This window comes from Roseateles sp. P5_E8, from assembly GCF_054177665.1.
In genome coordinates this window covers 44,399-68,914 of record NZ_JBGCUM010000014.1, presented here as the reverse complement: position 1 = coordinate 68,914, position 24,516 = coordinate 44,399, and the positions used below count along the sequence as shown (strand labels likewise).

Annotated in this window: 21 protein-coding genes; 6 read left to right on the top strand and 15 right to left on the bottom strand. The window is 68.2% G+C overall.

Annotated elements, in window-relative coordinates:
* Positions 1 to 19: 19 nt before the first annotated feature.
* Entirely contained in the window at positions 20 to 1,228 is a 1,209-nt protein-coding gene (locus ACXRVZ_RS10805; protein WP_457419307.1) for a multidrug effflux MFS transporter, read from the top strand.
* A 108-nt stretch (positions 1,229 to 1,336) separates the two neighbouring features.
* Positions 1,337 to 2,209 (top strand): carbonic anhydrase, encoded by an 873-nt coding sequence (locus ACXRVZ_RS10800; RefSeq protein WP_457419305.1) that lies wholly within the window; start codon positions 1,337 to 1,339, stop codon positions 2,207 to 2,209.
* A gap of 10 nt (positions 2,210 to 2,219) precedes the next feature.
* Here ACXRVZ_RS10800 and ACXRVZ_RS10795 read toward each other — a convergent pair whose 3' ends face one another.
* The 8 genes from ACXRVZ_RS10795 to ACXRVZ_RS10760 all read right to left on the bottom strand — a co-directional run bounded on the left by ACXRVZ_RS10795 (position 2,220) and on the right by ACXRVZ_RS10760 (position 13,569).
* Positions 2,220 to 4,559 carry a response regulator gene (locus tag ACXRVZ_RS10795; protein ID WP_457419303.1) on the bottom strand — a complete coding sequence of 780 codons (2,340 nt, stop codon included), beginning with the start codon at positions 4,557 to 4,559 and terminating at the stop codon, positions 2,220 to 2,222.
* A gap of 58 nt (positions 4,560 to 4,617) precedes the next feature.
* Positions 4,618 to 5,205 (bottom strand): chalcone isomerase family protein, encoded by a 588-nt coding sequence (locus ACXRVZ_RS10790; RefSeq protein ID WP_457419301.1) that lies wholly within the window; start codon positions 5,203 to 5,205, stop codon positions 4,618 to 4,620.
* Positions 5,206 to 5,236: 31 nt separating this feature from the next.
* A complete protein-coding gene (locus ACXRVZ_RS10785) occupies positions 5,237 to 6,793 on the bottom strand; it encodes a methyl-accepting chemotaxis protein (RefSeq protein WP_457419299.1) in 1,557 nt (518 codons plus the stop codon).
* A gap of 193 nt (positions 6,794 to 6,986) precedes the next feature.
* Positions 6,987 to 8,192 carry a hybrid sensor histidine kinase/response regulator gene (locus ACXRVZ_RS10780; RefSeq protein ID WP_458232411.1) on the bottom strand — a complete coding sequence of 402 codons (1,206 nt, stop codon included), beginning with the start codon at positions 8,190 to 8,192 and terminating at the stop codon, positions 6,987 to 6,989.
* 5 nt (positions 8,193 to 8,197) lie between these two features.
* A complete protein-coding gene (locus ACXRVZ_RS10775) occupies positions 8,198 to 8,788 on the bottom strand; it encodes a chemotaxis protein CheB (protein ID WP_457419297.1) in 591 nt (196 codons plus the stop codon).
* The gene (locus tag ACXRVZ_RS10770; protein ID WP_458232410.1) at positions 8,785 to 9,603 is read right to left on the bottom strand and encodes a CheR family methyltransferase; all 819 of its coding nucleotides are present in this window, start codon (positions 9,601 to 9,603) and stop codon (positions 8,785 to 8,787) included. Before ACXRVZ_RS10770 ends, ACXRVZ_RS10775 begins: the two co-directional genes overlap by 4 nt.
* Before the next feature lie 3 nt (positions 9,604 to 9,606).
* Complete coding sequence (locus ACXRVZ_RS10765) at positions 9,607 to 13,101, bottom strand: response regulator (RefSeq protein ID WP_457419293.1); 3,495 nt, start codon at positions 13,099 to 13,101, stop codon at positions 9,607 to 9,609.
* A gap of 99 nt (positions 13,102 to 13,200) precedes the next feature.
* Positions 13,201 to 13,569: a response regulator gene (locus ACXRVZ_RS10760; RefSeq protein WP_457419291.1), complete on the bottom strand. Its 369-nt coding sequence runs from the start codon at positions 13,567 to 13,569 to the stop codon at positions 13,201 to 13,203.
* A gap of 226 nt (positions 13,570 to 13,795) precedes the next feature.
* On the opposite strand from ACXRVZ_RS10760, the gene ACXRVZ_RS10755 reads away from it, so the two are divergent.
* A complete protein-coding gene (locus ACXRVZ_RS10755; protein WP_457419289.1) occupies positions 13,796 to 14,029 on the top strand; it encodes a hypothetical protein in 234 nt (77 codons plus the stop codon).
* Between the two features lie 96 nt (positions 14,030 to 14,125).
* Here the strand turns inward: ACXRVZ_RS10755 and ACXRVZ_RS10750 are convergent, their stop codons facing one another.
* From ACXRVZ_RS10750 to ACXRVZ_RS10730, 5 genes are all read right to left on the bottom strand, one after another.
* Positions 14,126 to 14,671: a hypothetical protein gene (locus ACXRVZ_RS10750; protein ID WP_457419287.1), complete on the bottom strand. Its 546-nt coding sequence runs from the start codon at positions 14,669 to 14,671 to the stop codon at positions 14,126 to 14,128.
* A gap of 127 nt (positions 14,672 to 14,798) precedes the next feature.
* Positions 14,799 to 17,321 carry a DNA ligase D gene (ligD, locus tag ACXRVZ_RS10745; protein ID WP_457419285.1) on the bottom strand — a complete coding sequence of 841 codons (2,523 nt, stop codon included), beginning with the start codon at positions 17,319 to 17,321 and terminating at the stop codon, positions 14,799 to 14,801.
* Positions 17,318 to 18,121 carry a tetratricopeptide repeat protein gene (locus ACXRVZ_RS10740; protein ID WP_457419282.1) on the bottom strand — a complete coding sequence of 268 codons (804 nt, stop codon included), beginning with the start codon at positions 18,119 to 18,121 and terminating at the stop codon, positions 17,318 to 17,320. Before ACXRVZ_RS10740 ends, ligD begins: the two co-directional genes overlap by 4 nt.
* Before the next feature lie 4 nt (positions 18,122 to 18,125).
* Complete coding sequence (gene ku, locus ACXRVZ_RS10735) at positions 18,126 to 19,043, bottom strand: non-homologous end joining protein Ku (RefSeq protein WP_457419280.1); 918 nt, start codon at positions 19,041 to 19,043, stop codon at positions 18,126 to 18,128.
* A 164-nt stretch (positions 19,044 to 19,207) separates the two neighbouring features.
* On the bottom strand, positions 19,208 to 19,549 hold the full coding sequence (locus ACXRVZ_RS10730) for a PRC-barrel domain-containing protein (RefSeq protein ID WP_457419278.1): 342 nt from the start codon (positions 19,547 to 19,549) through the stop codon (positions 19,208 to 19,210).
* A 278-nt stretch (positions 19,550 to 19,827) separates the two neighbouring features.
* On the opposite strand from ACXRVZ_RS10730, the gene ACXRVZ_RS10725 reads away from it, so the two are divergent.
* Positions 19,828 to 20,214 carry an H-NS histone family protein gene (locus ACXRVZ_RS10725; RefSeq protein WP_457419276.1) on the top strand — a complete coding sequence of 129 codons (387 nt, stop codon included), beginning with the start codon at positions 19,828 to 19,830 and terminating at the stop codon, positions 20,212 to 20,214.
* Positions 20,215 to 20,219: 5 nt separating this feature from the next.
* On the opposite strand, the gene ACXRVZ_RS10720 is transcribed toward ACXRVZ_RS10725, so the two are convergent.
* Positions 20,220 to 20,594 carry a VOC family protein gene (locus ACXRVZ_RS10720; protein ID WP_457419274.1) on the bottom strand — a complete coding sequence of 125 codons (375 nt, stop codon included), beginning with the start codon at positions 20,592 to 20,594 and terminating at the stop codon, positions 20,220 to 20,222.
* A 109-nt stretch (positions 20,595 to 20,703) separates the two neighbouring features.
* On the opposite strand from ACXRVZ_RS10720, the gene ACXRVZ_RS10715 reads away from it, so the two are divergent.
* A complete protein-coding gene (locus ACXRVZ_RS10715; RefSeq protein ID WP_457419272.1) occupies positions 20,704 to 21,177 on the top strand; it encodes an Lrp/AsnC family transcriptional regulator in 474 nt (157 codons plus the stop codon).
* A 71-nt stretch (positions 21,178 to 21,248) separates the two neighbouring features.
* Entirely contained in the window at positions 21,249 to 21,977 is a 729-nt protein-coding gene (locus ACXRVZ_RS10710) for an NIPSNAP family protein (RefSeq protein WP_457419270.1), read from the top strand.
* Here ACXRVZ_RS10710 and ACXRVZ_RS10705 read toward each other — a convergent pair.
* Positions 21,968 to 24,505 (bottom strand): response regulator, encoded by a 2,538-nt coding sequence (locus tag ACXRVZ_RS10705; RefSeq protein WP_457419268.1) that lies wholly within the window; start codon positions 24,503 to 24,505, stop codon positions 21,968 to 21,970. The genes ACXRVZ_RS10710 and ACXRVZ_RS10705 overlap by 10 nt on opposite strands.
* Positions 24,506 to 24,516: the final 11 nt, after the last annotated feature.

Genomic DNA, 24,516 nt, shown 5'->3' with positions numbered 1-24,516 from the left:
CTCACCAGACCGCCCCCCGATGAATCCTGAAGCCAGCCGCCTCTGGCGCGCGCCCCGCTGGGCCCTGTCCGTGCTGTTGGCCGGTTTGGGCATGATCGGGCCCTTCTCCATCGACACCTATCTGCCGGCGTTTTCGGGCATTGCGGCGGCGCTGGATGCGACACCGGTGCAGATGCAGCAGACGCTGTCTGCCTACCTGTTCGGCTTCGCCGTCATGAACCTCTTCCACGGCGCGCTATCGGACTGCTTCGGTCGCCGGCCCGTGGTGCTGATCGGGTTGGGGGTGTTCACGGCGGCCAGCGTCGGCTGTGCGCTCGCCGGCTCTGTCGGCCAGCTGGTCTTCTGGCGCACGGTGCAGGGCATGTCGGCCGGTGCCGGCATTGTCGTGTCGCGGGCCATCATCCGCGACATGTTCCCGCCGGCGGACGCCCAGCGCGTCATGTCCCAGGTGACGCTGTTCTTCGGCGTCGCGCCGGCCATCGCGCCCATGGTCGGTGGCTTCCTGTTCGTGCACGCCGACTGGCACTCGATCTTCTGGTTCCTGACCTTCGTCGGCACGGTGCTGTTCGTCGCCAACTGGCGGCTGCTGCCCGAGACGCTGCACGCGGACATGGTGCAGCCCTTCCATGTGCCGGCGCTGATGCGGGAGTACCGGCGGCTGTGCAGCAGCCCCAAGTTCCTGATGCTGGTGCTGGCAAGCGGCATCCCGTTCAACGGCATGTTCCTCTACGTGCTGGCCACGCCGGTGTTCCTGGGCGAGCACCTGCAGTTCGCGCCGACGCAGTTCTTCTGGTTCTTCCTGTGCACCATCGGCGGCATCATGGTGGGCGCGGCGTTCAGCGGCCGGCTGGCGGGCAAGATGTCGCCGCAGCGCCAGATCATGCGGGGCTTCCGCATCATGGTGGCGGTGTCGGTGGTCAACGTCGCCTGCAACCTGTTCGTGCCGCTGAGCGCCTGGTGGGCGTTGCCGCTGATCGGTATCTTCTCCTTCGGCTGGGCGCTGATGGTGCCGGTCGTCACGCTGCTGGTGCTGGACCAGGTGCCCGAGCGACGCGGCATGGCCTCATCGCTGCAGGCCTGCATAGGCTCGGCGGCCAACGGCCTGGTGGCCGGCGTGCTGGTGCCCCTGGTCATGCACTCCACCATCGCCCTGGCCGTCACGTCGGCCGGGCTGATGTGCGTGGGCCTGGTGGCCTGGTACGGTGTCAGGCGGTCTATCGCGAACTGACGCATCAATCGCTTGCGTCGTCTGAGGAGGTCGGCAGCGATATCTGACGGCTGCCCTGCCGGACTGGCTCAAGCTGGGGCGGCGTCGGCCGAAATCAGCAGGATGAGCATGAAAAAGCATCTGACCCTTGGCGCCTGCCTGCTCGCGCTGGCCGCGCAGGCGCAGGACGGCAAGGAGCCGGTCGAACTGTTACGCCAGCGCTTGGCGGAGCGCCTCGCCACCAAGGGCGAAGGCGCCGCCACGGCCAAGGCAACGTCCAAGGCCGCCGCCAAGCCGGCCAAGGCCGATGTCAAAAAGCCTGTGCATTGGGGCTACGCGGGCGACCTCGGCCCCGAGCACTGGGCCAGCCTGGCGCCGGAAAACAAGACCTGCGGCGTGGGCACGCGCCAGAGCCCCATCGATATCCGCGACGCCATCGCCGTCAACCTGGAGCCGATCACCTTCGACTACCGCGCCAGCGGTTTCTCGGTGCTGGACGACGGCCACACGGTGCAGGTCAACGTCGCACCGGGCAACGGCATCACGGTCATGGGCAAGCGCTACGAGCTGGTGGAGTTCCACTTCCACCGGCCGAGCGAGGAGCGCCTGAACGGCAAGCAGTTCGACATGTCGGCCCACCTTGTGCACAAGGACGGCCAGGGCCGCCAGGCCATCGTTGCCGTGCTGCTGGAGCGCGGCGCCGACAACAAGGCCCAGCCGCTGCTGCAGACCGTCTGGGCCAATCTGCCGCTGGAAAAGGGCGAGGCCTTGCAGGCGCAGGCGCAGATCGACCTGAACCAGCTGTTGCCCGCCGAGCGCGGCTACGCGACCTACATGGGCTCCATGACGACGCCGCCCTGCAGCGAGGGCGTGCTGTGGATGGTGCTGCGCCAGCCGGTGCCGCTGACGGCCCAGCAGATCGGCGTGTTCTCGCGGCTTTACCCGATGAATGCGCGGCCGCTGCAGGCCGGATCAGGCCGATTGATCAAGGAATCCCAGTAAGCCGGTGGGCTCAGGCGTCGCGGCCTTTGGCCGTGGTGCGTGTTCCCGACAACCACTCGTAGAGCGTCGCGAACAGCTGCTCGGCAACGACGGGCTTGGCGACGTGGTCGTCCATGCCGGCGTCCAGGCAGCGCTGGCGCTCCTCGTCGAAGGCGTTGGCCGTCATGGCCAGGATGGGCAGCGCCGCGCCCTGGGGCAGGCGGCGGATGGCGCGGGTTGCGTCCAGGCCGTCCATGACGGGCATCTGCACGTCCATCAGCACGAGGGCGTAGCTGCCGGACTCGACCATGGTGACGGCCTGCTGGCCGTCGGATGCCACGTCCACCGTCAGCCCGGCGCTGCCCAGCAGAGCCACGGCAACCTCCTGGTTCACCGCGTTGTCCTCGGCCAGCAGGATGCGCAGCGACTGGCTGCCGGCCAGCTCGGCCAGGCGCTCGCGCACCGAATGCGGCCGCAGCGTGACGGCCGGTGCGGCCGGTGCCTGGGCGGTGGCCTCGACGGTCAACGCGAACCAGAAACGGCTGCCGCGGCCCAGATCACTGTCCACGCCCACGCGGCCGCCCATCAGCTCGGCCAGGCGGCGGCAGATGGCCAGACCCAGGCCCGTGCCGCCGTAGCGGCGCGTGGTGGAGCTGTCGGCCTGCTCGAAGTCGCGGAACAGCCGCGCCTGCGCCTCGGTGGCAATGCCGATGCCGCTGTCCTGCACCTCGAAGCGCAGCGGCAGCCGCGTGCCCGTATGGGTGGTGACCGGTTCGCCGTCCAGCCGCACGGCCAGCCGCACGAAGCCGGCTTCAGTGAACTTGACGGCGTTGCCGGCAAAGTTGAGCAGCAACTCGGCGATGCGCTGCGGGTCGCCCAGCAGCACGCGGCCCGAGAGCGCCGGCGCGATGTCGGTCTCCACGCGCAGGCGCTTGGCCGCGGCGGCCTGCGTCGTCATGTTGGCGATGTTGTCCAGCACCTCGTCGACCGTGAAGGGGCGCTGCTCCAGCTGCACCTTGCCGGCCTCGATCTTGGAGAAGTCGAGCACGTTGTTGATGACGCTGAGCAGGTGCTCCGCCGCGTTGGCCACCTTCTGCAGGCGCTGCTGCTGCACGGGCGCGACGGCGTCGCTCTGGGCCAGGTAGGTCAGGCCGATGATGGCGTTCATCGGCGTGCGGATCTCGTGGCTCATATTGGCCAGGAAGGCGCTCTTGGCCAGGCTGGCGGCCTGCGCTGCCTGCGAGGCCTCTGCCAGCTCGGCGGTGCGCGCCTCGACGAGTTCTTCGAGGTGGTGGCGGTAGCGCTCCAGCTCCAGCGCATCGCGGCGCTGGCGCGAGATGTCGGTCAGGAAGCCGTGCCACAGCATGCCGCCATCGGCCTCGCGCTGCGGGATGGCGTTGCCGTAGATCCAGCGCTCGGCACCATCGGGCTGGGGCGTGCGGAACTCCTGTTGCCACGGGCTCTGGCTGCGTGCCGAGGCCAGCAGGCTCTCGCGCACGGCGGCGCGGTCATCCGGGTGGATGCGCTCGAACCAGGGCGCGGCGCTGCGGCTCAGTTCGGCGGTGCCGACGGGGAAGTATTCGCGCACCGCCTCGCTGACGTAGGCGAACGCGAACTCGCCGTTCACCGCCAGGCGCAGCTGGAAGACGACGCCGGGCACCGTCTCGGCCATGCCACGCAGCCGTTCGATGAGGGCGCGCTGGGCGTCGAACTGCTGCTGCAGCGCGTCGCGCATGTGCTCCAGGTGGCCGCCCAGCAGGCCGATCTCGTCCTGGCGGGTGTGCTCCAGCTTGGCGGTGAAGCGGCCCTGGGCCAGGTCGTTGGCAAAGCCGCCCAGCACGCGCAGCGGCCGGAACAGCCGCGAGTTCAGCAGCCACAGCACCAGCGCCAGCGACACCAGCAACTGGCCGCCCACCGTGGCGCCGTAGAGCCAGCGCTGGCGCAGCAGCGCGGCGGTGCTGAGGTGGTCGTCGATCTCGATCTGGATGTGGCCGATGCGGGTCGCGCCGCGCATGATGTCGCGCTCGCCGGTCAGCGTCTTGCCCAGCCGCCGCTCGGGCAGGTGGTTCTCGATGAAGGGCAGGCCCTGCGACGCATCGCTGACGCTGACGCGCACCACCTCGGGCGACTTGACGATGGCCGACACGACCTCACGCGCGGCCACGGCGTCGAGGTTCCAGAGCAGCTCGGGCAGGCTGCTGGCCAGCACGTCGAGCTTGGCGTCGATGTCGCGCTGCAGCGCCTGCTCGGTGACCTTGGACTCGCGCAGGCCGATGAAGAGCCCGCCCACGATGAGGGCCGGCACCAGCAGGCCGACGCTGGCGCCAAGCGCCAGGGCGGCAAAGAGGGAGGTCGAAGGCTTGCGGCTCAAGATGAGGTCATGCGGCCAGGGTAGGGGCCCGTGCTGGGCTCGCCAGATGGCTCCGGGGTCAGCCCTTGCCCAGCAGCTGCGGCTTGAGCGAGGAGTCGACCGGCTTGTCGCCCAGCCAGATCTTCAGCACGGCGTTGTAGAAGGCCAGGTCCTTCATGGGCTCGCCGATGGGCTTGCCGTTGAGGAACATGACGGTGCCGGTGTCGGGCACCCAATCCACGGTGATGACATCGCCCTTCTTGCCCTGCGGGATGTTGACGAAGGCCTCGCCGAACTGGGAGAGCTGGTTGACGAACTTGGAGCGCTCGGCCTTGTCGGTGTTGGCGGTGATGCCGGCCAGGAAGGCCTGGCCCAGTTCGTCGCCCGTCACCTCGCGCAGCAGGCCCAGGCTGAAGCGGCGCGGGCCGGGGCTGTCGAGCACGCCGGCCGCCGTGTCCTTCTTCTCGGGCAGGTAGAGCACCAGCGCGTAGACCTTGATGATGACGCGCGTGCGGATGCCGGCGCCGTTGACCTTCAACTCCTTGCCGGCGACCTTGACGGTGTCGTCGAACTTCAGGCCACCGACGTCGATGGCCTGGGCCGCACCAGCCATGCCGAGCGCTAGGCCCAAGCCGGCAATGCAGCGGGTGACTGGATGCGTCTTCATGGTGTCTCCTGCTTTTATGGGTGAACCAATGTCAGCGTGCCGCCTCAAGCTTGAAAAGGCTGACGACTTCCTCGAGACCTTTGGCCTGGGCGCGCAGCGAATCGGCGGCGGCGGCGGCTTCTTCCACCAGTGCGGCGTTCTGCTGCGTGCTCTTGTCCATGTCGTGGATGGTATGCGTGACACGCTCGATGCCGGTGCTCTGTTCGGCGCTGGCGTGGGTGATCTCGCCCATGATGTCGGTCATCCGTTGCACGCTCGCCACCACGCCTTGCATGGTGCTGCCGGCCTTGGCGACCAGCTCGTTGCCCAGGGCCACCTTCTCGACCGAGTCGCCGATGAGGCGCTTGATCTCCTTGGCGGCGTCGGCGCTGCGGCCGGCCAGCGAGCGCACCTCGCTGGCGACGACCGCGAAGCCGCGGCCCTGCTCGCCGGCACGCGCGGCCTCGACAGCAGCGTTCAGCGCCAGGATGTTGGTCTGGAAGGCAATGCCGTCGATGACGCTGATGATGTCGACGATCTTCTTGGACGAGGCGTCGATGCTGCTCATGGTCGTCACGACCTTGGCCACCACGGCACCGCCTTCGCCGGCCACCGTGGACGCCGCCTGCGCCAGCTGGTTGGCCTGCTGCGCGTTCTGGGCGTTCTGCTGCACCGCGTCGGTCAGCGTCTTCATCGCCGACAGCGTCTGTTCGAGCGAGGCAGCCTGCGCCTCGGTGCGCACGGACAGGTCCATGTTGCCGCTGGCGATTTCGCTGGACGCGGACGCAATGGATTCGGTGCCCTCGCGCACGCGGCCGACGATGCCCTTCAGGCTCTCGTTCATGTCCGACAGCGCCTGCAGCAGCTCGCCGGTCTCGTCGCGGCTGCGCACCTCGATCTCGCTGGTCAGGTTGCCCGAGGCGACCTTGCGCGCCACGGTCACCGCGCCGCGCAGCGGCACGACGATGCCGCGCGTGATCAGCACGCCGGTCAGCACGCTGGCGATGATGGCGGCCGCCGCCAGCAGCCCCAGCATCAGTGCCGTCTTGCCGGCGACACGGTTGGACTTGTGGCCGGCCTCTTCCATGGCGGCGTTGCGCGTGTCGACCAGCTTGCTGAGTGCGGCCATGTACTTGCCCTGGGCCGGGCGCACGGAGAACTGGAACTTCAGCGGCGCGCCTTCGGTGTCACCCGAGGACACCGTCTTCACGAAGGCGGCCTGGGCGGGCATGAACTTGGCGTGGGCCTCCTTGACCGCCTTGAGCTGCTCCTGGCTGGCCTCGTCGGTCAGCATGGGCTCCAGCTCGGCCATGGTCTTCTCGTGCGAGGCCATCAGCGTGGCGACGTTGTCCAGCTCCTTCTTGATCTGTTCGTCGCCGGTCATGATGAGCGTCGTCATCATGCTGCGCGTCGCGTCGCCGACTTCCGCCTTCGCGCGGTTGGCCAGCGCCACGGCCTTGTAGTCGCCGCTGATGAGCTGGCTGATCTCGGCGTTCAGCGTCTGGATGGCGACATAGCCCAGACCGGCCATGGCCATCAGGCAGACGATCACGACGGCAAAGCCGGCCGTGAGGCGCTGACCGATGCGCATGTTCGACAAAAACTTCATGGAGGCAGCCTTGGAGGGAGGTGCAGCGAAGCCGCCCGGGTTGTCGTTCTGAAGGGGTCGGGCGGAGACGGATGTAACTGGCTGAAATTTCATCAGAAATGCTGGGCGCCAGACATTCTGAGCGGCGCGCCCGGGCGGAGCTGCCGTGATTTGTGGGGCAAAACCCCTACAGACGTTGGGCTGCTGCAGGTGCTCAGCCTGGCGTCAGCGGCAGCAGCACCTCGAAGCACGCGCCCTGGCCGGGTTCGCTGTGCACGGCGATGCGGCCGCCGTGGGCCTGGACGAATTGCTGGCTGATGTACAGGCCCAGGCCCATGCCCGGTCCTTTGCCCGCCGTGGGCAGGCGCTCGAACTGCTGGAAGACGCGTTGCTGGTCCTCGGCCGGGATGCCGGGACCCTGGTCGGTGACGGCCAGGCGAGCCATGCCGTCATCGGTGAGGTCGACTTCCACGTGCACCGGCTTGCCGCCGCCGTAGCGCAGCGCGTTGCTGAGCAGGTTGATGAGCACCTGGGCGATGCGGCTGTCGTCCCAGTCACCGACGATGCCGGGCAGGGTCACGAGGCTCAGCGGCACCTGTTGATACTGGGCCTCAAAGTCGGCCACCACGCGGCGCGCAAGCTCGGCGAGGTCGGTGCGCTGGCGGCGGATGGACAGCATGCCGTGCTGCAGGCGCGAGATGTCGAGCATGTCCTCGATGAGGCGGGTCATGCTGCGCACCTGGCGGCCGTCCTTGTCGAGCATGGCCTRCAGGCGCTCGGGGCTGAAGTAGGCCAGGTCACCCTTGTCCAGGCGCTGCTGCCGCATCATGACTTCGAGCGCCATCACGCCCAGCGGCGTGCGCAGCTCGTGGGTGACCATGGACATGAATTCGTCGCGCAGCTTCAGCGCGCGCTTCAGGTCGTCCTGGGTGCGCTGCAGCTCGGCCAGCAGGCATTCCTGCGCGGCGCGCGCGGCCTCCAGCTCGACGAGCTGGCGGCGCAGCTCGCGGCTCTTGGCGTGCAGCTCGGTGAAGACGCGTACCTTGCTCTTCACCGCATGCGCGTCCAGCGGCTTGTAGAGGAAGTCCACCGCGCCGTGCTCGTAGCCGCGGAAGGTGTAGGCCGGCTCGCGGTCCGCCGCGCTGACGAAGACGATGGGCAGGTGGCGGGTGCGCGAGCTGCCGCGGATCAGCTCGGCCAGCTCGAAGCCCGACATGCCGGGCATCTGCACGTCCAACAGGGCCAGCGCGAACTCATGCTCCAGCAGCAGCGACAGCGCCTCTTCGCCCGACGCGGCGGGGATCACGCGCAGCGGCTCGTCACGCAGCAGCGCCTGCAGGGTCAGCAGGTTCTCGGGCAGGTCGTCGACGACGAGGACGTTGATGACGTCGAGTGATGCCACACCAGCCACTTCAGCCATTTCAGTCACGCGGCGTTCCTTCCGGCGGCCAGTTGCAGCAGCATGGGCGCGATGCCGCGCAGCGGCAGGATGTGGTCGGGCTGGCTGCGCGCGATGGCGGCCTCGGGCATGGTGGGCACGTCGGCATCCTGTGGGTCCTGGACGATGGTGAGGCCGCCGCACGCGCGGATGGCGGCCATGCCCTCGGCGCCGTCCATGTTGGCGCCGGTCAGCAGCAGGCCGGCGAGCGCCGGGCCGTAGGCGTCGGCGGCGGAGCTCATCAGCACGTCGATGGAGGGGCGGGAAAAGCTCACCGGCGGCTCGTTGCTGTAGGCGAAGCAGCGGTCGGCCTCGATGAGCAGGTGGTAGTTGGCGCTGGCCACGTAGACATGGCCGGCCTGCACGGGCTCCTTGTCCTGCGGCTCCCTGACGGGCAGGGCGAGGCGGTGCGACAGCACATGGCCGAGCTGGCTGTCGTGGCGGGGCAGCAGGTGCAGCAGCGCGACGATGGGCAGGGCGTAGCTGGCGGGCAGCGGCGCGAGCAGCGCCAGCAGCGCCGCCACGCCACCAGCAGAGGCGCCGATGACGATGAGCTCGATGGGTGGGCGCGGCTTCATCGTTTTCGGTAGAGGCGTTCGCGTGCGGCCACGGGCTCGAACTGCGTGCCGTGGGCGCTGAAGTCCAGCGTCTCCTTGCTGCCAAGGCCCAGGAAGCCACGGTGGCACAGCGACTGTGCGAACAGGCCGATGGCACGGTCCTGCAGCTGGCGGTTGAAGTAGATCAGCACGTTGCGGCAGCAGATCAGGTGGGTCTCGGAGAAGACGTGGTCGGTGGCGAGGCTGTGGTCGGCGAAGGTGATGCGGCGACGCAGCTCGGGGTCGAAGCGGGCGGCGCCGTAGGCGGCGGTGTAGTAGTCGGAAAAGCCGCTGCTGCCGCCTGCCGCCTGGTAGTTGCGCGTGTACTGCTGCAGGTCGGCCAGCGCAAAGATGCCCTGGCGCGCCTTCTCCAGCATGGCGGGATTGATGTCGGTCGCATAGATGATGCTGCGTTCCAGCAGCCCTTCCTCGTGCAGCAGGATGGCCAGCGAATAGACCTCCTCGCCGCTGGCACAGCCAGCCACCCAGATCTTCAGAGACGGGTAGGTGTGCAGCAGCGGCACGACCTGGCGGCGCAGCGCCAGGAAGAACTCCGGCTCGCGGAACATCTCCGTGAACGGCACGGTCAGGATCTGCAGCAGCTGTGCGAAGGCGCGCGGGTCGTGCAGCACCAGGGCTTGCAGGGCCGACACCGACTCGCATTCCAGCTGCTGCACCGCATGCAGCACGCGCCGTTTCTGCGAGGCGAAGGAGTACTCGCGGAAGTCCTGGCTGTAGCGCGCGTAGATGGCCTCCATCAGCAGGCGCACCTCCAGATCCAGCAAGGCTTGTGGCATGGATCAGGCTCGATCAAGACCTGGCAACCAGACGCGCAGCAGCGACATCAACCTATCCAGCTCGATGGGCTTGGCCAGGTAGTCATTGGCACCGGCGCGGCGGCATTGCTCCTGGTCGTCGCGCATCGCCTTGGCGGTGATGGCGATGACGGGCAGCTTGTGCCAGCGTGGGTCGGCGCGGATGCGGCGCGTGGCCTCCAGGCCGTCCATGACGGGCATCATCACGTCCATCAGCACGAGGTCGATGTCGGCATGCGCCTCGAGCTTTTCCAGCGCCTCCACGCCGTTGCGCGCCGGCTCCACGGCCAGGCCGCGCTGTTCCAGCAGGCTGGTCATGGCGAAGATGTTGCGCAGGTCGTCGTCCACCAGCAGCACCTTGCGGCCCTCGAAGACCTGCTCGCGGTTGCGCGCCGTGCGCAGCATGTCGCGGCGCTCGCCGCTCATGCGCGACTCGACGCGGTGCAGGAACAGCGTCACCTCGTCCAGCAGGCGCTCCGGCGAGCGGGCGCCCTTGATGATGATGGTGCGCGAGTAGCGGTTCAGCTCGGCCTCTTCGTCGCGGCTGAGGTTGCGGCCGGTGTAGACGATGACGGGCGGCGTCGCCGCATCCGGGCCGCGCGCGGCCATGCGGGCCAGCAGCTCGGTGCCGTCCATGTCGGGCAGCTTGAGGTCGATGATCATGCAGTCGAAGGGCTGCTCGTCCAGCAGGGCCAGCGCCTCCTTGCCCAGGCCGACGGCGATGACCTCGATGCCGTCGTCGCCGATCAGCTGGGCGATGCTGTCGCGCTGGCGCGGGTCGTCTTCCACCAGCAGCAGGCGCCGCACTTCGTCGGCGCCGTGGCGCTCCAGCTTGCGGAAGACGTCGATCAGCTCCTCGCGCGTCGTCGGCTTGATGGTGGTGCCGACGGCGCCCAGCGGCAGCGCCACGTCGCGGAAGTCCTCGCCGGCGATGACGTGGACCGGGATGTGGCGGGTGCGCGGGTCTTCCTTCAAGCGCTGCAGCACCGCCAGGCCCGAGCCGTCGGGCAGGCGCACGTCCAGCAGGATGGCCTGGGGCAGGTGGGCCGAGGCCAGCTCCAGCGCTTCGCGGGCCTGGGTTGCGACGATGCAGCGGTACTGCATTTCGTGGGCCAGGTCGTAGAGGATGGACGCGAAGGCCGGGTCGTCCTCGACGACGAGGGCAAGGCGGCGCGGCGGGGTCTCCACGCCGATGTCGTTGCCCAGTTCGGCGCGGTCATCGGCGAAGGCGGGCGGGGCGTTCTCGCCCAACGATGCCGGCAGCGGCGACGGCGCAGGCAAGGGCAGCGGCGGCAATTGCGGCTCGGCGGGTGACGCGAGCGCGGCGGGTGTCTGCAGGGGCAGCAGCAGCGTGAACTGGCTGCCTTCGCCTTCAACGCTGCTGAGCTCGATGTCGCCGCCCAGCAGGCCGGCGAGCTGGCGCGAGATCGACAGGCCCAGGCCCGTGCCGCCGTAGCGCCGGTTCAGCGCGCCGTCACCCTGGTGAAAGGCCTCGAAGACGCGCTGCTGCTGGCCGGCCGGGATGCCGATGCCGGTGTCCCTGACGATGAAGGCGACGCCGCTGGTGCGCGGCTCGACGTGCAGCGTCACCGCGCCCTGCTCGGTGAACTTGATGGCGTTGGACAGCAGGTTGCGCAGGATCTGCTCGACGCGCTGGGCGTCGGTCACCACGGCACTGGGCAGGGCCGGGTCAAGGTGGATGTGAAAGGCCAGGCGCTTCTCCTGCGCCAGCGGCTCGAAGATGCGGCGCATGCCGTCGGCCAGCGCGCGCAGCGGCATGGGGCGCGGCAGGATCTCCAGCTTGCCGGCCTCGACCTTGGACAGGTCCAGGATGTCGTTGATCAGCGTCAGCAGGTCCTTGCCGGCCGAGTGGATGGTGTTGGCAAAGCGCAGCTGCTCGTCGCTGAGGTTGCCCGGCTTGTTGTCGGCCAGCAGCTTGGACAGGATCAGCGAGCTGTTCAGCGGCGTGCGCAGCTCGTGCGACATGTTGGCCAGGAACTCGCTCTTGTAGCGGCTGGCGCGCGTCAGTTCGTCGGCGCGGTCCCTCAGCTCGGCCTGGATCTGGTTGAGCGCCTCGTTGCGCCGGCTCAGCGTCTCGGACTGCTCGCCCAGCTGCACATTCGTCTGCTCCAGCTCGGCGCGTTGTTCTTCCAGCTGCAGCTGCGATTCGGACAGCACGCGCGACTGCTCGCCCAGCTCCTCGTTGGCAGTGCGCAGCTCTTCCTGCTGCACCTGCAGCTCCTCGTTGAGCTGGCGCGTTTCCTCCAGCGAGCGCTGCAGGCGCTGTCGGTAGCTGGCCGCCTCCAGCAGCGTGCCCAGCAGGCCTTGCAACTGGTCGAGCAGGGCCAGCGTGCGCATGTCGGGCGGGCTCGTGAAGCCCAACTCCAGCACGCCGTTGACCTGGCCCTCGTGCAGGGCGGGCAGCAGCACCACCTCCTGCGGCGAGGTGTCGCCGAGATGAGTCGCGATCTTCAGGAAACCGGCCTGCAGGCCGGGCAGGCGCAGCATCGTGCCGTCGCGCCAGACCTGGCCCACCAGGCCTTGCTCGCCATCCGACCGGTCGCCGCCGTCGGCTTCGCCGTCTGCCTCGTTGGGGTTGCGCAGACCGTGGGAGGCCACGCGTTGCGGCCGGCCGTCGTCGCCGCGCACGAAGGCGGCCGAGATGATGGCGCCCGCGCGCTCGGCCAGGAAGGCGAGCGTGCGTTCGGCAATGCCGCGCGCCGCCAGCTCGCCCGCGAGCTGGTTGGCCAGCTCCAGCTGGGCGCCGCGCAGCCAGGCCCGCTCCTCACTCTCGCGGCCGCTGTCGCGCATGCGGGCCAGCGCGCCGCCGTATTCGCCCGACAGGTTGGTGATGTCGCGCCGGCCGGCCCAGGCGATCAGCCCGCTGACGGCCAGCAGCAGCAGGATGTAGCTGCCCACGGCCATCCAGGTGCCCTGCTGCGCTTCCTCGCGGCGGTCGCGCAGCAGCCGGGATTCCGTTTCGATGAAGGCACGCAGCTCGCGGCGGATTTCGTCGAAGAGCTGCTTGCCGCGCTCGGAGCGCACCACCAGTTCCACCGGCTCGCCGCGGCGGCGCATGGCAATGACGTCGCGCGCGTACTCGCCCCAGTGCCCGGCCAGCGCGCCCACGCGGCGCAGGCGGTCCTGCTGGGCGTTGTTGTCGGTGGTCAGCTGCTGCGCGGCCTGCAGCTCACTGTCGAATTTGGCCTGGGCCAGGGAGTAGGGCGCGAGGAAGGACTCCTGGCCGCTGAGCAGAAAGCCGCGCATGCCGCTTTCCTCGTCGGCCAGCAGCGTCGACAGCTCCTGCCCCTTGGCGATGGTGCGGTGCGTGTGATCCACCCATTCCAGCAAGCCCACCAGCTTCCACAGCAGCGCGACGAAGATGACGACGCTGCCCAGGCCCATGCCCAGCGGCAACGCGAGGTTGCGGTTCAGGATGCGGCGGAATTGGGTCGAGTCCTCCCGGCGGGGCTCAGTCATTGGTTTGTCCTTGTTGTCGCGCCTGCCCTCGCTCAAGAGGTGTGGCATCGCCAGGCTCGGGCTCGCAGGGCGTGCGAGCCGGTAAAAATTGCCTGTAAATCAGGTGCGCGGCGGAAAAAACCGCCTCAGGCTTTCCTGGGACAAGGGCTTGCACAGCACATGGTCCACACCGGCGGCCATGGCCTCGTTGTGCTCCTTGTCACCGCTGCGGCCGGTCACGGCAATCAGCACGAGGTCGGAGCCATGGGCGGCGCGCAGCCGCTTGCTCAGCTCGCAGCCGTCGAAATCGGGCAGGCCGAGGTCGAGCAGGGCGCAGACGGGCTGGTACTCGTGGACGGCAATGATGGCGTCCTGCGCCGTGCGCGCAACGCGCACGCTGTAGCCGTCGAACTGCAGCAGGCTGCTCAACGTTTCACAGGTGTCGGCGTCGTCATCGACCAGCACGACGCGGATGTCCTCGGTTGACATGTATGGCTCCTCGCACCCGGCTTGACGAGGCCAGGCGTTCCCGCTTGCGGCTGGTACACCGCTTGTAACGGGCAAGTAGGAGCAACTCCCATGCCTGCGCGCGTCAGGCCGTCAACGGCGTGCTGACTTGTCCTACGCTGCCTCGCGGTTGCGGCGTGCACGGCGGGCGACCGCGGCGATTCACAGTCCTGCTCAACCGGTCGCGTCGACCGGCATGGAGTTTGTGATGAAAGCCCTGACCGACAAGCTGGCCACTTACGCGCCCCCGATGTGGTTGACCGCCGCCGTCGCTGCGGTTGCGGCGGCCATGCTGCTGTCCGTTTTCGTCGACACGCTGCGCGAACACCTTCGCCACGGTGACGAGTTCCGCGAGGCGCAGGTGGCTGCGGCCAAGCGCCCAAAGTTTGCAGCGATGGCAGATGCAACAACGGCCCGCACCGAGCAGCTCAAGCTGCGTTGATGCGGACCGTGTGGGTGAAGAACGCAGAAGCGGGCCGTGAGGCCCGCTTCTGCGTTTAGCTAGATCCGGCGGCTGGGGTCAGCTGCCGGGCCAGGTTTACTGGAAGTAGCGCGCCTTGGCGCTGGCCTGGCAGCTGTCCTTGGCGTTGCCGGACAGCGAGTCGCAGCGCTCGTTGGCGGCCTTGTAGTCGGCCTTGAGCTTGGTTTCCATCTGGTCGTTCTGGGCGTCGGCGATCTTCTTGTTCGCCTTCAGGTCGGCCTTGGCCTTGTCATGGGCAGCCTTGGCATCGGCCACGCAGACGTCCTTGGTGTTGCCGGACTGGCTGTCGCAAGCCTCCTTGGCGATCTTGTACTTGGCCTCGTAGCGGGCTTCCAGGTAGTCGTTGCGGTCCTTGGTGTTGCCCGTGTATTGGTATTCCAGGTGGGCGAGGGCGACCTTCTCCTGACCCTTGGCGCGTTCGACGCAGACGTCCTTCATATTGCCCGACTGCTTGTCGCAGGCGTCGCGCTCGGCCTTGAACATGGCCTTCACTTCGTCCTTGGCGGTGGCATAGACGGGCTGCGTCAGGTTGGCCGAGGCTGCACCGGCCAGGCCGGTCAGGATCAGGGCGCAGAGAAGGCGGGGGGCGTTGTATCGGGTCATCGGGGTCTCCTTCGGTTGATCGAATGGCGGCATGGGCAGGCAGGCCCGTTGCCACAAAACTTAGCTTAGAGAGAAGCGATAGGGCGCCTTGTCAGCGCCGCTTCCTGCTCGCCGTCAGACAAGACCGTCAGATGGCCGCGTCCAAGGGCAGCTTGAGCAATCTGCGGGCAGCTGTCAGCGTCTGTCTGGACTTCCAGTAGTCAGTCCATGGGTCATCGCGACCCGTGAAGGACAGGTACTCGCGCGCCGTCCTTACCGTCCAGTTCGCGCCGCTCTTCAATGACGCCAGCTGCTCCCACGCCACCGGCATGGACACGCCCATGCCCGGCCGTGCTCGCGCGGTGAAAGCCGCAGCCGTGGTCTGTCCGTGGCCGTTGCGCAGGTAGTCGATGAAGATCTTGCCGACGCGCCGCGTGCCGCCGCTCTTGGCCACGAATCGCTGCGGGATGGCCTTGGCCATGTGCTCCACGGCCGCCTTGGAGAAGGCCTTCACCGCGTCGGCATCCAGCTTGGGCGCCAGCGGCACGACGACATGCAGGCCCTTGCCGCCGCTGGTCTTGAGCCAGCACTTCAGCCCCAGTTCCTCCAGCAGCGTGCGCATCAGCAGTGCCGCCTCCTGCAGCTGGGGCCAGGTGATGCCTTCGCCGGGATCGAGGTCGAAGATGACGCGGTTGGGCTGGTTGATCTTCTTCACCGTCGAGTTCCAGGTGTGGAACTCGACGACGTTCATCTGCGCGGCGCTGATGAGGCCCTCCAGGCTGTGGATCTCCAGCAGCGGTGCATGGCCCGGCCATAGCGCGGCGTCCAGGTCGACGACGCCGGGCATCTTGGCCTCCGAGTGCTTCTGGAAGAACAACTGGCCGGTGATGCCCTGTGGCGCGCGCACCAGGGACACCGGCCGCTGGCGCAGATGCGGCAGCAGCCACTCGGCCACGCTCTCGTAGTAGTGCACGAGGTCGATCTTGCGCAGGCCGGTCGACGTGTCGATGACGCGGTCGGGGTGGGTGATGTTGTGCTGAGGTTTTGACTTGGGCTTGGTCTGCTCCACGATCTGCTCCTGCTCGCGCCTGATGGCCTTGGCCGACTTGTCCTCGCGCACGCCGCGAAAGCTGGCGTGGCGGATGTGGCCGTCCGGCGTCCATTCACCAAAGGCCACCTCGACGACGAGCGTCGGTGTCACCCAGCGCTCGCTGCCCCGCTTGCGCTTGGACCATCGGCCGGGCTCCAGCTCGGCCGGGTCGAGCGGCGGCTTGGCGGTCTCCAGCGCCACCAACTGCCGGTGCAGCTCGCGCCCCTGCGCATTGCCCCAGCCCGTGCCCACCGAGCCCGCCGAGCGCAACCGCCCTTCCTCGTGATAGCCCAGCATCAGCGCGCCTACTTCCTTGGCTGAGTTCGTGCGGTCCATGAAGCCGATGACGACGAACTCCTGACGGCGCTGGCATTTGAGCTTCAGCCAGTCGTCGCTGCGCCGTGAGACATAGGGCGAGTCCGCGCGCTTCAGCATCACGCCTTCCAGGCCGAGCCGGCAGGCGGCGGCCAGCACCTCGGTGGGCGAGGCGGGCAGTTCGTCGCTGAAGCGGATGCGCTCGTTGGTCTTGCCGTCGAGCAAGTCTTTCAGCGCCGCGCGGCGGCTGCGCAGCGGCACGGCGCGCAGGTCGCGCCCGGCGCTGAAGGGCAGGTCGAAGAGGAAGAAGATGATGTCCTGGGCGCGCGCGCTGTCGATGGCGTTCTGCAGGCGGTTGAAGTCGGGCACGCCGTGGTCGTTCAGCACGGTGATCTCGCCGTCCAGCCAGGCGGCCCCAAGCTTCATGGCTTGCAACGCTTCGGCGACGGGCTTGAGCCGGTCGGTCCAGTCATTGCCCTGGCGCGTGAACAGGCGGGCCTTGCCGGACGAGATGCGCGCGAGCAGCCGGTAGCCGTCGAACTTGTTCTCGATGACCCAGTCCCCCGGCGGCGCCGAGGCGGCCAGTGTGGCGAGCTGCGGTGTGAGCTTGGCTGGCAATGCGGCCCGGACGGCGCGCGACAGATCGGCGGCCTTTTCGACCGGCTGGCCACGGGGCTCGCGTTCCTCCAGTAGGCCGAGCGGCTTCTCGACGACGCTGTCCGGCAGCGCCGTGATGACGTCGTAGTCGCTGCTCGGCCGCGCCCAGGCATCGCCGCGCTTCTTCAGCAGCAGCCAGTGGTCCTGCTTGAACTGGCCCGGCTTGGAGATGCGCACCAGCTCCCACAGGCCGGCGAGCTTCTGGCCATGCAACTGGAAGATCAGCTTGCCCTTTTCCAGTCCCTCGTGCGGGTCGGCCACCGGCGTCCAGGTGCCCCGGTCCCAGACGATGACAGTGCCGGCGCCGTAGTGGCCTTTCGGGATAGCTCCCTCGAAGCTGTTGTAGCTGACCGGATGGTCCTCGACGTGGATGGCCATGGCCTTGATGGCCGGGTCGAAGCTCGGCCCCTTGGGCACGGCCCAGCTCAACATCACGCCGCCCAGCTCCAGACGGAAGTCGTAGTGCAGGTGGGAGGCCCAGTGCTTCTGGATGACGAAGGCCAGGGCCTTCTGCTTCGTCTTGCGGGCCGGCCGGCCTGCAGGCTCGGGCGTGGCGCCGAAGTCGCGCTTGGCGTTGTAGCGGGCCAGCGGGGCGTCGTCGGCTTTCATGGCTGCTGGCGTCGATAAGCGTTCAGATGACGCAGCGAGCCGGGGTGGTCGCCCAGGCGCTCCAGCAGCACGCCGAGGTTGTAGTGGGCATCGGCCAGGCCTGAGTCCAGCGCCAGCGCGCGCTCGTAGGCGGCCACGGCCTGGTGGGGCCGGCCCAGGTCCTCCAGCGCGGTGGCGCGGTTGAAGTGCACCAGGGGCGTGGGCTCGCAGTGGTCCAGTGCCTGCTCGTACAGCGCCACGGCTTCCTCGCAGCGCTCTGATTCGCAGAGCAGGGCGCCGAGGTTGATGTAGGCGGCCGAGCAGCAGGGGTCCAGCGCCAGTGCGCGGCGATAGGCGGCCTCGGCGGCGTCGGTGCTGGCAACGTCGCTGGCGTCCAGTGCGATCGCCTGACGAAGCCACTCTGCGGCATCGGGCTCGCTGCCAAGGGCGCACACGCCGGCGCGCGGCGGCTCGTCATCCTCGAAAGGCAGCAGGGCCTGGCCGGTGTGGGCGTCGATGCGTTGCCTATCCGCCGTATGCGCTTCCACGCCACCGGCATGCGCGCGCAGCCGCACGCCCGACAGCGCATCCGGCGCCAGCGAGGCCTGCACGTTGCGCAGAGCCTGCACCACCTTGCGCGCCGGCACGCCGGCATCGCGCAGTGCCTTGGCGGTGCGCCCGACGACGATGTCCTGGTGGGTGAAGCGCCGGCCCTCGCGCGGCGAGATGACGCCCTGCTCGACGAGCGCTCCGAGCAGGCGCGACGTCAGGCCTGTCAGGCGCAGCGCCTGGCGCAGCGGGTAGGGCGCGTCCAGACCCATGGGCCTACTTCTGGGCGCGTTTGCGCGGTGTGGCCTGTGCAGGTTCGGGTTCGGCGCCGACGCGCTTGGCCGCCTTGCGCGCCGGTGCTGCGGCAGCCTTGGGCTGAGGCTTCAACGCCGTCACGTTGGAAGGCTTCTTGCCGCCCAGGCTGGCCCGCAGCGCGTCCATCAGGTCGATGACCTGGCCATTGCCGGCAGGGCCGTCTTCTTCATGGGACGAGGCGACGATCTGCTTGCCCTTGACCTTCTCCTCGATGGCAGCAAGCACTCGGCCCTTCTCTTCGTCCTCGAAGGCAGCGGGGTCGAACTCGTCCGCAGCGATCTGCTCGACGAGCTGCAGCGCGAGTTGCAGTTCGGGTTTGGCGACGGGCAGCTTGGGGATGTCCAGGTCGGCCAGCGATCTCACCTCTTCGGCATAACGCAGCTGCTGCAGGATGAGCCCGTCCTCGTTGGCGCGGATCTGCACCACGTACTGCTTGGCCTTCCACGCCCACCTGGCCAGCGCACAACGGCCGGATTGGCGCAGCGCCTCGGCCAGCAGCGCATAGGGCTTGTCACCACGCTTGTCGGGCGCGAGCAGATAGCTCTTGTCGTAGAACAACGGATCGATAGAGGCCAGCGGTACGAAGCTGACGATCTCGATGACGTGGCTGCTGCCCTCTTCGAGCGCCTTCAGCTCCTCGGTCGAGAACAGCACGAAGCGGTTGTCCTCGACCTCGTAGCCCTTGACCATGTCCTTGCGCTCGACGACCTGCTTCGTGCGCTCGTTGACGTACTGCTGCTTCAGCCGCGAGCCGTCCTTGTCGAGCAGGTTGAAGCGGATCTCCGCGCCCGACTCCGTGGCGGAGTAGAGCTTCACTGGGACGTGGACCAGGCCGAAGCTCAGCGACAGCGAGGCAATTGAACGGGCGTTGGTGGCCATGGCAGCTCCGTCGTGTTCTGTATTCGGGGCGAGCGCCGGGCCGCTCCCAAGCCGGCCCGCGATGGCGATGCCTGCGGCTCAAAGCCGTAAGCATCGCCGTCCCCTAGGGGGTCCGACTGGACTCGCCCGCGTTCAGCGCGGCGAGGCCAGGCGAGGGGCTCACATCAAAGCCAGGGGAAGCCGTAATAGTCATACACCTTGCGGCCATAGTCATCCGAATACGTCGGCGCTTCGTCCTCGGTGTAGCGCGGCGCGCTGTCCAGCTGGGTCTTGTCGACGTTGACGACATAGCCGTCCTTGACGGTGTCGTACTTCAGCATGTTCCAGGGCAGCGGGTAGCGGTCGGTGCCGACACCCAGGAAGCCGCCGAACTCCAGCGCGGCATAGCGCACCTGGCCGCTGCGCTTGTCGATGACGAGGTCGTCGATGGACCCGAGCTTGTCGCCTTGCAGGTTGTAGACGTTGGTGCCTTCGACCTTGGAGGAAGAGATGGTGGGATAGGACATGGTGGGGCTCCTGTAGGGGGGTTGAGCTTGACGTTGGCGGTGGCTTCAAGGGCCGTCGCCTTGGTGCATGCACCAGTCCCCAATTTGCGCCATGCCCGCCCTGGATGGAGTCGGGAGCGGGGCCATCTACATGTAGGCATTGACCGACGCAGCCGGTCTCGCATCGCATTGCCACTCATCGAATCGTGAGATGACACGCATTCGTTGGGGTTGGTCACGCGATTGCGATCCAAGAATGGTTGCGCACAGATCCCACTCGTCATTTGTGATTGAATGCAATGCTCAAAACAACGATGTCGTCGGACACACCAATGGCTAAAACGCTGAACACCCTTCTGAAGCAGATCGCGCAATTGCAGAAACAGGCGGACGCATTGCGTTCGCGTGAGAAGACGGAAGTGGTTGACCGAATCAAGGAAGCCATTGCCCATTACGGCATCACGGCCGATGAACTGTTCGGCGGCTCGCCGGCGAAGGCGGCGCGCAAGCGCGCGGCCAAGACCGTAGGCAAGGCCCGCAAGCCCGCGGCCAAGAAGGCGGGTGGCGTGGCCAAGTACACCGACGGCGCCGGCCGCACCTGGTCGGGCGTGGGCAAGCGCCCCAACTGGTTCAAGGACGCGCTGGCCGCTGGCAAGACGGCCGAGGAACTGCTGGTCTCGCGCTGAGCAGTTCAGGGGGCGTTGGTCAGGACCTCGATGCGATGACCATCGAGGTCATGGAACATCGCCCCGAAGTAGGTCTCGCTGATGTCCGGCCGCGTGCGCGGGGTGAAGATGTCTTTCGCCGCCGCCGCGATGGCCGCTTCGTGCGACACCGAGACCGCAGTGCGGCTGGTGGCGCCAAGCGCAAGATGAGTGCCGCGCGCCGTCACCGCCTCGCCATCGGGCACCGGATACAGAAAGAAGCTCCACTGCGCGGCGGTGCCGAAGGCGGCTTCTGCGCCGGTGTCGCGCAGCAATTCCATTCCCAGCGGCGCGAGCACGCGGCGGTAGAACGCCACGGCGTCGGCATAGCGGGTGGTGCCCAGGGAGACATGGTCGATCATCGGCAAGTCCTCGTTTCTGAACGCCAGATGCTAGGGGCGGCCCCGCGCCGAATTGCGGCAAGAAGTGCCGCCGCAGCGCGGTCTGGCCGCAATCTGCGTACTGCTCTCAATGGCTGAACTGGACCGCTTCGACCGCCAACTGCTGACCCTTGTGCAGCAGGACGCCGCATTGACCGCCGAGCAAATGGCCGAACGCGTCGCCCTGTCGCCGTCGGCCATCCAGCGACGGCTCAAGCGTCTGCGCGAGCAGGGCGTCATCCAGCGCCAGATCGCCGTCGTCGACGCCGCCCACGTCGGCCGGCCGACGACCTTCATCGCCGGTCTGCAGGTCGACAGCGAGCGGCCCGAGCCCATGGCGGCGCTGCGCGCGTGGCTGCACGCTGAAGCCGCCGTACAGCAGGCCTTCTACGTGACGGGCGAGGCCGACTTCGTGCTCGTCGTGACGGCGCCCGATGCGGCGAGCTACGAAGCGCTGATGGCGCGCCTGCTGGCCGCCAACGCCAATGTGCGCCGCTACACGACACAGGTGGCGATGGGCGTGCTCAAGCGCGGGCTGACGCTGCCGGTGCCGGACGGCGATTGATACCTGCCATGCGTTGACAGGTATCGCGGCGCAGACTGCCCGGACGATGAACTCCCTGGGCTTCAAGCGCCATGACCGTTACCGAATCCACCCCTCCCGCCGCGCCGGACTGCCGCGTCGTCGAACTGCGCCAGTACACGCTGCACCCGGGTCGGCGTGACACGCTGATCGAACTCTTCGACCGCGAGTTCGTCGACAGCCAGGAGGCCGTCGGCATCCGCGTGCTGGGCCAGTTCCGCGATCACGGCGACGCGGACCGCTTTGTCTGGTTGCGCGGTTTTGCCGACATGGCGGCGCGTGGCGACGCGCTCCCCGCCTTCTACGGCGGCCCGGCCTGGGCTGAGCATCGCAATGCGGCCAACCTGACCATGATCGACTCCGACGACGTGCTGCTGCTGCGCCCGGCCTGGGAGGGTGCCGCGTTGCCGGCGCCGGCCGAACCTCGTGCCGAACGAGGCGCCACGGCGTTACCGCCGGGCGTGCTGGCCGCGACCGTCTTTCACCTCAACGAGCCGGCCGGCGCCGAGTTGCTGACGCTGTGCCGAGGCGCGATGACGGAGGTGCTGGCCGCGGCCGGTGCGCGCGTGCTGGGCTGGTATGTCACCGAAGACACGCCGAACAACTTTGCGCGCCTGCCGGTGCGCGAAGGCGAGCATTTGCTGCTCAGCCTGGCGATGTTCGGCGACGCGGCGACCGGCGATGCCTGGCCGCAGGGCATCGAGCCGCTGCGGCCTTGGCTTGCCAAACCACCACAGACGCTGCGCTTGGCGCCCACCGCACGGTCCGCGCTTCACGCCTGAGACGGCTCTCCTGTCGCGCTGCGCGCGACGGGCGGGATCCACGCCAGCAGCGTGCGCACCAGCTGCCTGGCGTCTATGGGTTTGCTGACGTGGGCGTTCATGCCGGCGGCCAGGCAGGCCTGGATGTCGCCGTCCATCGCGCCGGCCGTCATGGCGATGATGGGCAGTGCGGCGTGTTGGGGCATGGCACGGATCAGCCGCGTCGCGCCGACGCCGTCCAACTCGGGCATCTGCATGTCCATCAGCACCGCAGCGAAGGCCTCTTGCTTGACGCGCTCCACGGCTTCGACGCCGTTCTCGGCCACCTCGACCTCCAGCTTCATCATCGCCAGGAAGGCACAGGCAACCTGCTGGTTGACSGGGTTGTCCTCGACGAGCAGTACGCGCGCGCCGTGCAGGGTGCGCATCGCCTCGGCCAGGTCGGCCAGGCTGCTCCCCGCCTGTGCGGGCGCGCGCGGCGCCTCAGCGCTCTGCAGCTGCATGACGGCGTCGAAGAGCCGCGACGGTGTGACGGGCTTGACCAGCACCTGCGTGGCGGCCTGGCCTTGCAGCGCCTCAACGAGGCTCAAGCTGGCATGCAGGCTGCCCAGTGCGATGACCTGCGGCGGCGCCATGCCGCGCTCGATGGCGATGCGCCGGGCGTCTTCAATGAAACTGGCGCCCGTGGTTTTCCAGTCGAGCAGCAGCAGTTCGTAGGGATGCTGGGGGTCGGCGTGGCGCAGCCGGTACAAGGCCTCGTCGCCAAAGGAGGCCACGCCGACCTGGAAGCGCCAGCTCTGCAGCATCTGCTGCAGGATGAGACGCTCGGTGGGCTGCGCGTCGACGATGAGGGTGCGCATGCCGCGGATGCGGTGCGGGTCGATGCGCCCGGCGCCGGGCCTGGCCTTGCCGAAGCTGCAGGTGAAGGCGAAGCTGCTGCCCTTGCCGGGCTCGCTGCTGACGTCGAAGCTGCCGCCCATCAGCTCCACCAGGCGCTTGCAGATGGCCAGGCCCAGGCCGGTGCCGCCGTAGCGGCGCGCAATCGACGCATCGGCCTGGCTGAAGAGCTCGAAGAGGCCGCCCACCTGCTCGGGCGTCATGCCGATGCCGGTATCGCGCACGCTGATGCGCAGGCGCAGGTGGCCGCCCGGCATGCCCTGGTTGCTCTCGTCGCCCAGCACCTCGGTGCGCACGACGATCTCGCCCTTGGGCGTGAACTTGATGGCATTGCCGACGAGGTTGTTCAGCACCTGCGTCAGCCGCAGCGCGTCGCCGAGCAGGCGGTCGGGCATGTGTTCGTCGAACTCGAACAGCAGGTCCAGCCCCGACTCCTCCAGCCGCGCCGAGAACAGGTGGCCGACGTTCTCGATCAACTCCTCGGGACTGAACTCCTCGGCCTCCAGCGTGATCTTGCCGGCCTCGATCTTGGAGTAGTCGAGGATGTCGTTGAGCAGCGCCAGCAGCGCCTTGGACGAGGTCTGCACCTTGCCGAGGTAGTCGCGTTGGCGGGCGTCCAGGCGCGTCTCCAGCACCAGGTTGGTCAGGCCGATGACGGCGTTCATCGGCGTGCGGATCTCGTGGCTCATGCTGGCCAGGAAGAGGCTCTTGGCCGCGTTGGCCGCCTGGGCTTCGTCGCGGGCGGCCGCCAGCGCCTCGCTCTGCTGGTGGTCGGCCTCCCAGGCCTTGAACAGGCGCGCGTACAGCGCGCTGTTCTCCAGCAGCAGCTCCATCAGCACGACCGAGCAGGCGATGAAGCCGAAGATGCGGCCGGCGTAGAAGCCGAGGTCGAAGCGCGCCGCGTTCAGCACGGCGGACAGCGCGATGTCCAGCAGCCAGACCAGGCAGACCACCATCAGCCACAGGTCCAGCACGGTGCGCGGCCGTTGCCGCCACAACGCCGCCAGCGCGACCAGGCTGAAGGCCCAGACGCAGCCGACCGTGACTAGAAAGCTAGTCGAATAGCGGCCGCCCACCAGCAGGTCGGGCAGCCAGGTGGTGCCCGAGGTGGCCAGCGCGATGCAGGCCGCCGCTGCAGCCAGCGTGACGGCCGGCCACACCAGCGCCGGCGCCGCGACAGGGGCCGCGCCCTTCAGCGCGTTCTTCAGGGCGACGTAGCCCAGCACGAAGAGCGGGAAGCCACCGTGCCACAGCATGTAGAGCCAGACCGTGGTCTGCGTCGTGGCGCCGAGCAGGCCGGTGGTGCTGAACAGGCCCGGGAAGGTCAGCGTGTGGGCCGTCGTCAGCAGGGCGGTGAACAGGTAGCCGCAGCCCAGCAGGAGCAGGGCCTGCGAGCGCAGGATGCGGTACTGGCCGAACAGCAGCACGGCGGTGATGAGGTCGGTCAGCACCAGCGCCGACTGGTAGATGGGGATGAAGGCCGGTACCGGCGGCAGCTTCAGCTTGGCAAAGGGCACCAGCGCAGCGAAGAGCGCAACCGAGATGGCGGCGACGATGAGGGCATGGCGGCGCTCCCGCAGACCGGCCGGCTGGTCGAGCAGAAAGGCCGGGGTCTCCTTCGCAGGCGCCTGTGATCGGCTGCTGTTGTGCACTTCGACTTTCC

Bases quoted from the DNA above. Each gene is read 5' to 3' on its own strand.
- ACXRVZ_RS10805 (WP_457419307.1), top strand. From the start codon at position 20: ATGAATCCTGAAGCCAGCCGCCTCTGGCGCGCGCCCCGCTGGGCCCTG.
- ACXRVZ_RS10800 (WP_457419305.1), top strand. From the start codon at position 1,337: ATGAAAAAGCATCTGACCCTTGGCGCCTGCCTGCTCGCGCTGGCCGCG.
- ACXRVZ_RS10790 (WP_457419301.1), bottom strand. From the start codon at position 5,205: ATGAAGACGCATCCAGTCACCCGCTGCATTGCCGGCTTGGGCCTAGCG.
- ACXRVZ_RS10785 (WP_457419299.1), bottom strand. From the start codon at position 6,793: ATGAAGTTTTTGTCGAACATGCGCATCGGTCAGCGCCTCACGGCCGGC.
- ACXRVZ_RS10775 (WP_457419297.1), bottom strand. From the start codon at position 8,788: ATGAAGCCGCGCCCACCCATCGAGCTCATCGTCATCGGCGCCTCTGCT.
- ACXRVZ_RS10770 (WP_458232410.1), bottom strand. From the start codon at position 9,603: ATGCCACAAGCCTTGCTGGATCTGGAGGTGCGCCTGCTGATGGAGGCC.
- ACXRVZ_RS10765 (WP_457419293.1), bottom strand. From the start codon at position 13,101: ATGACTGAGCCCCGCCGGGAGGACTCGACCCAATTCCGCCGCATCCTG.
- ACXRVZ_RS10760 (WP_457419291.1), bottom strand. From the start codon at position 13,569: ATGTCAACCGAGGACATCCGCGTCGTGCTGGTCGATGACGACGCCGAC.
- ACXRVZ_RS10755 (WP_457419289.1), top strand. From the start codon at position 13,796: ATGAAAGCCCTGACCGACAAGCTGGCCACTTACGCGCCCCCGATGTGG.
- ACXRVZ_RS10750 (WP_457419287.1), bottom strand. From the start codon at position 14,671: ATGACCCGATACAACGCCCCCCGCCTTCTCTGCGCCCTGATCCTGACC.
- ligD (WP_457419285.1), bottom strand. From the start codon at position 17,321: ATGAAAGCCGACGACGCCCCGCTGGCCCGCTACAACGCCAAGCGCGAC.
- ACXRVZ_RS10740 (WP_457419282.1), bottom strand. From the start codon at position 18,121: ATGGGTCTGGACGCGCCCTACCCGCTGCGCCAGGCGCTGCGCCTGACA.
- ku (WP_457419280.1), bottom strand. From the start codon at position 19,043: ATGGCCACCAACGCCCGTTCAATTGCCTCGCTGTCGCTGAGCTTCGGC.
- ACXRVZ_RS10730 (WP_457419278.1), bottom strand. From the start codon at position 19,549: ATGTCCTATCCCACCATCTCTTCCTCCAAGGTCGAAGGCACCAACGTC.
- ACXRVZ_RS10725 (WP_457419276.1), top strand. From the start codon at position 19,828: ATGCTCAAAACAACGATGTCGTCGGACACACCAATGGCTAAAACGCTG.
- ACXRVZ_RS10720 (WP_457419274.1), bottom strand. From the start codon at position 20,594: ATGATCGACCATGTCTCCCTGGGCACCACCCGCTATGCCGACGCCGTG.
- ACXRVZ_RS10715 (WP_457419272.1), top strand. From the start codon at position 20,704: ATGGCTGAACTGGACCGCTTCGACCGCCAACTGCTGACCCTTGTGCAG.
- ACXRVZ_RS10710 (WP_457419270.1), top strand. From the start codon at position 21,249: ATGACCGTTACCGAATCCACCCCTCCCGCCGCGCCGGACTGCCGCGTC.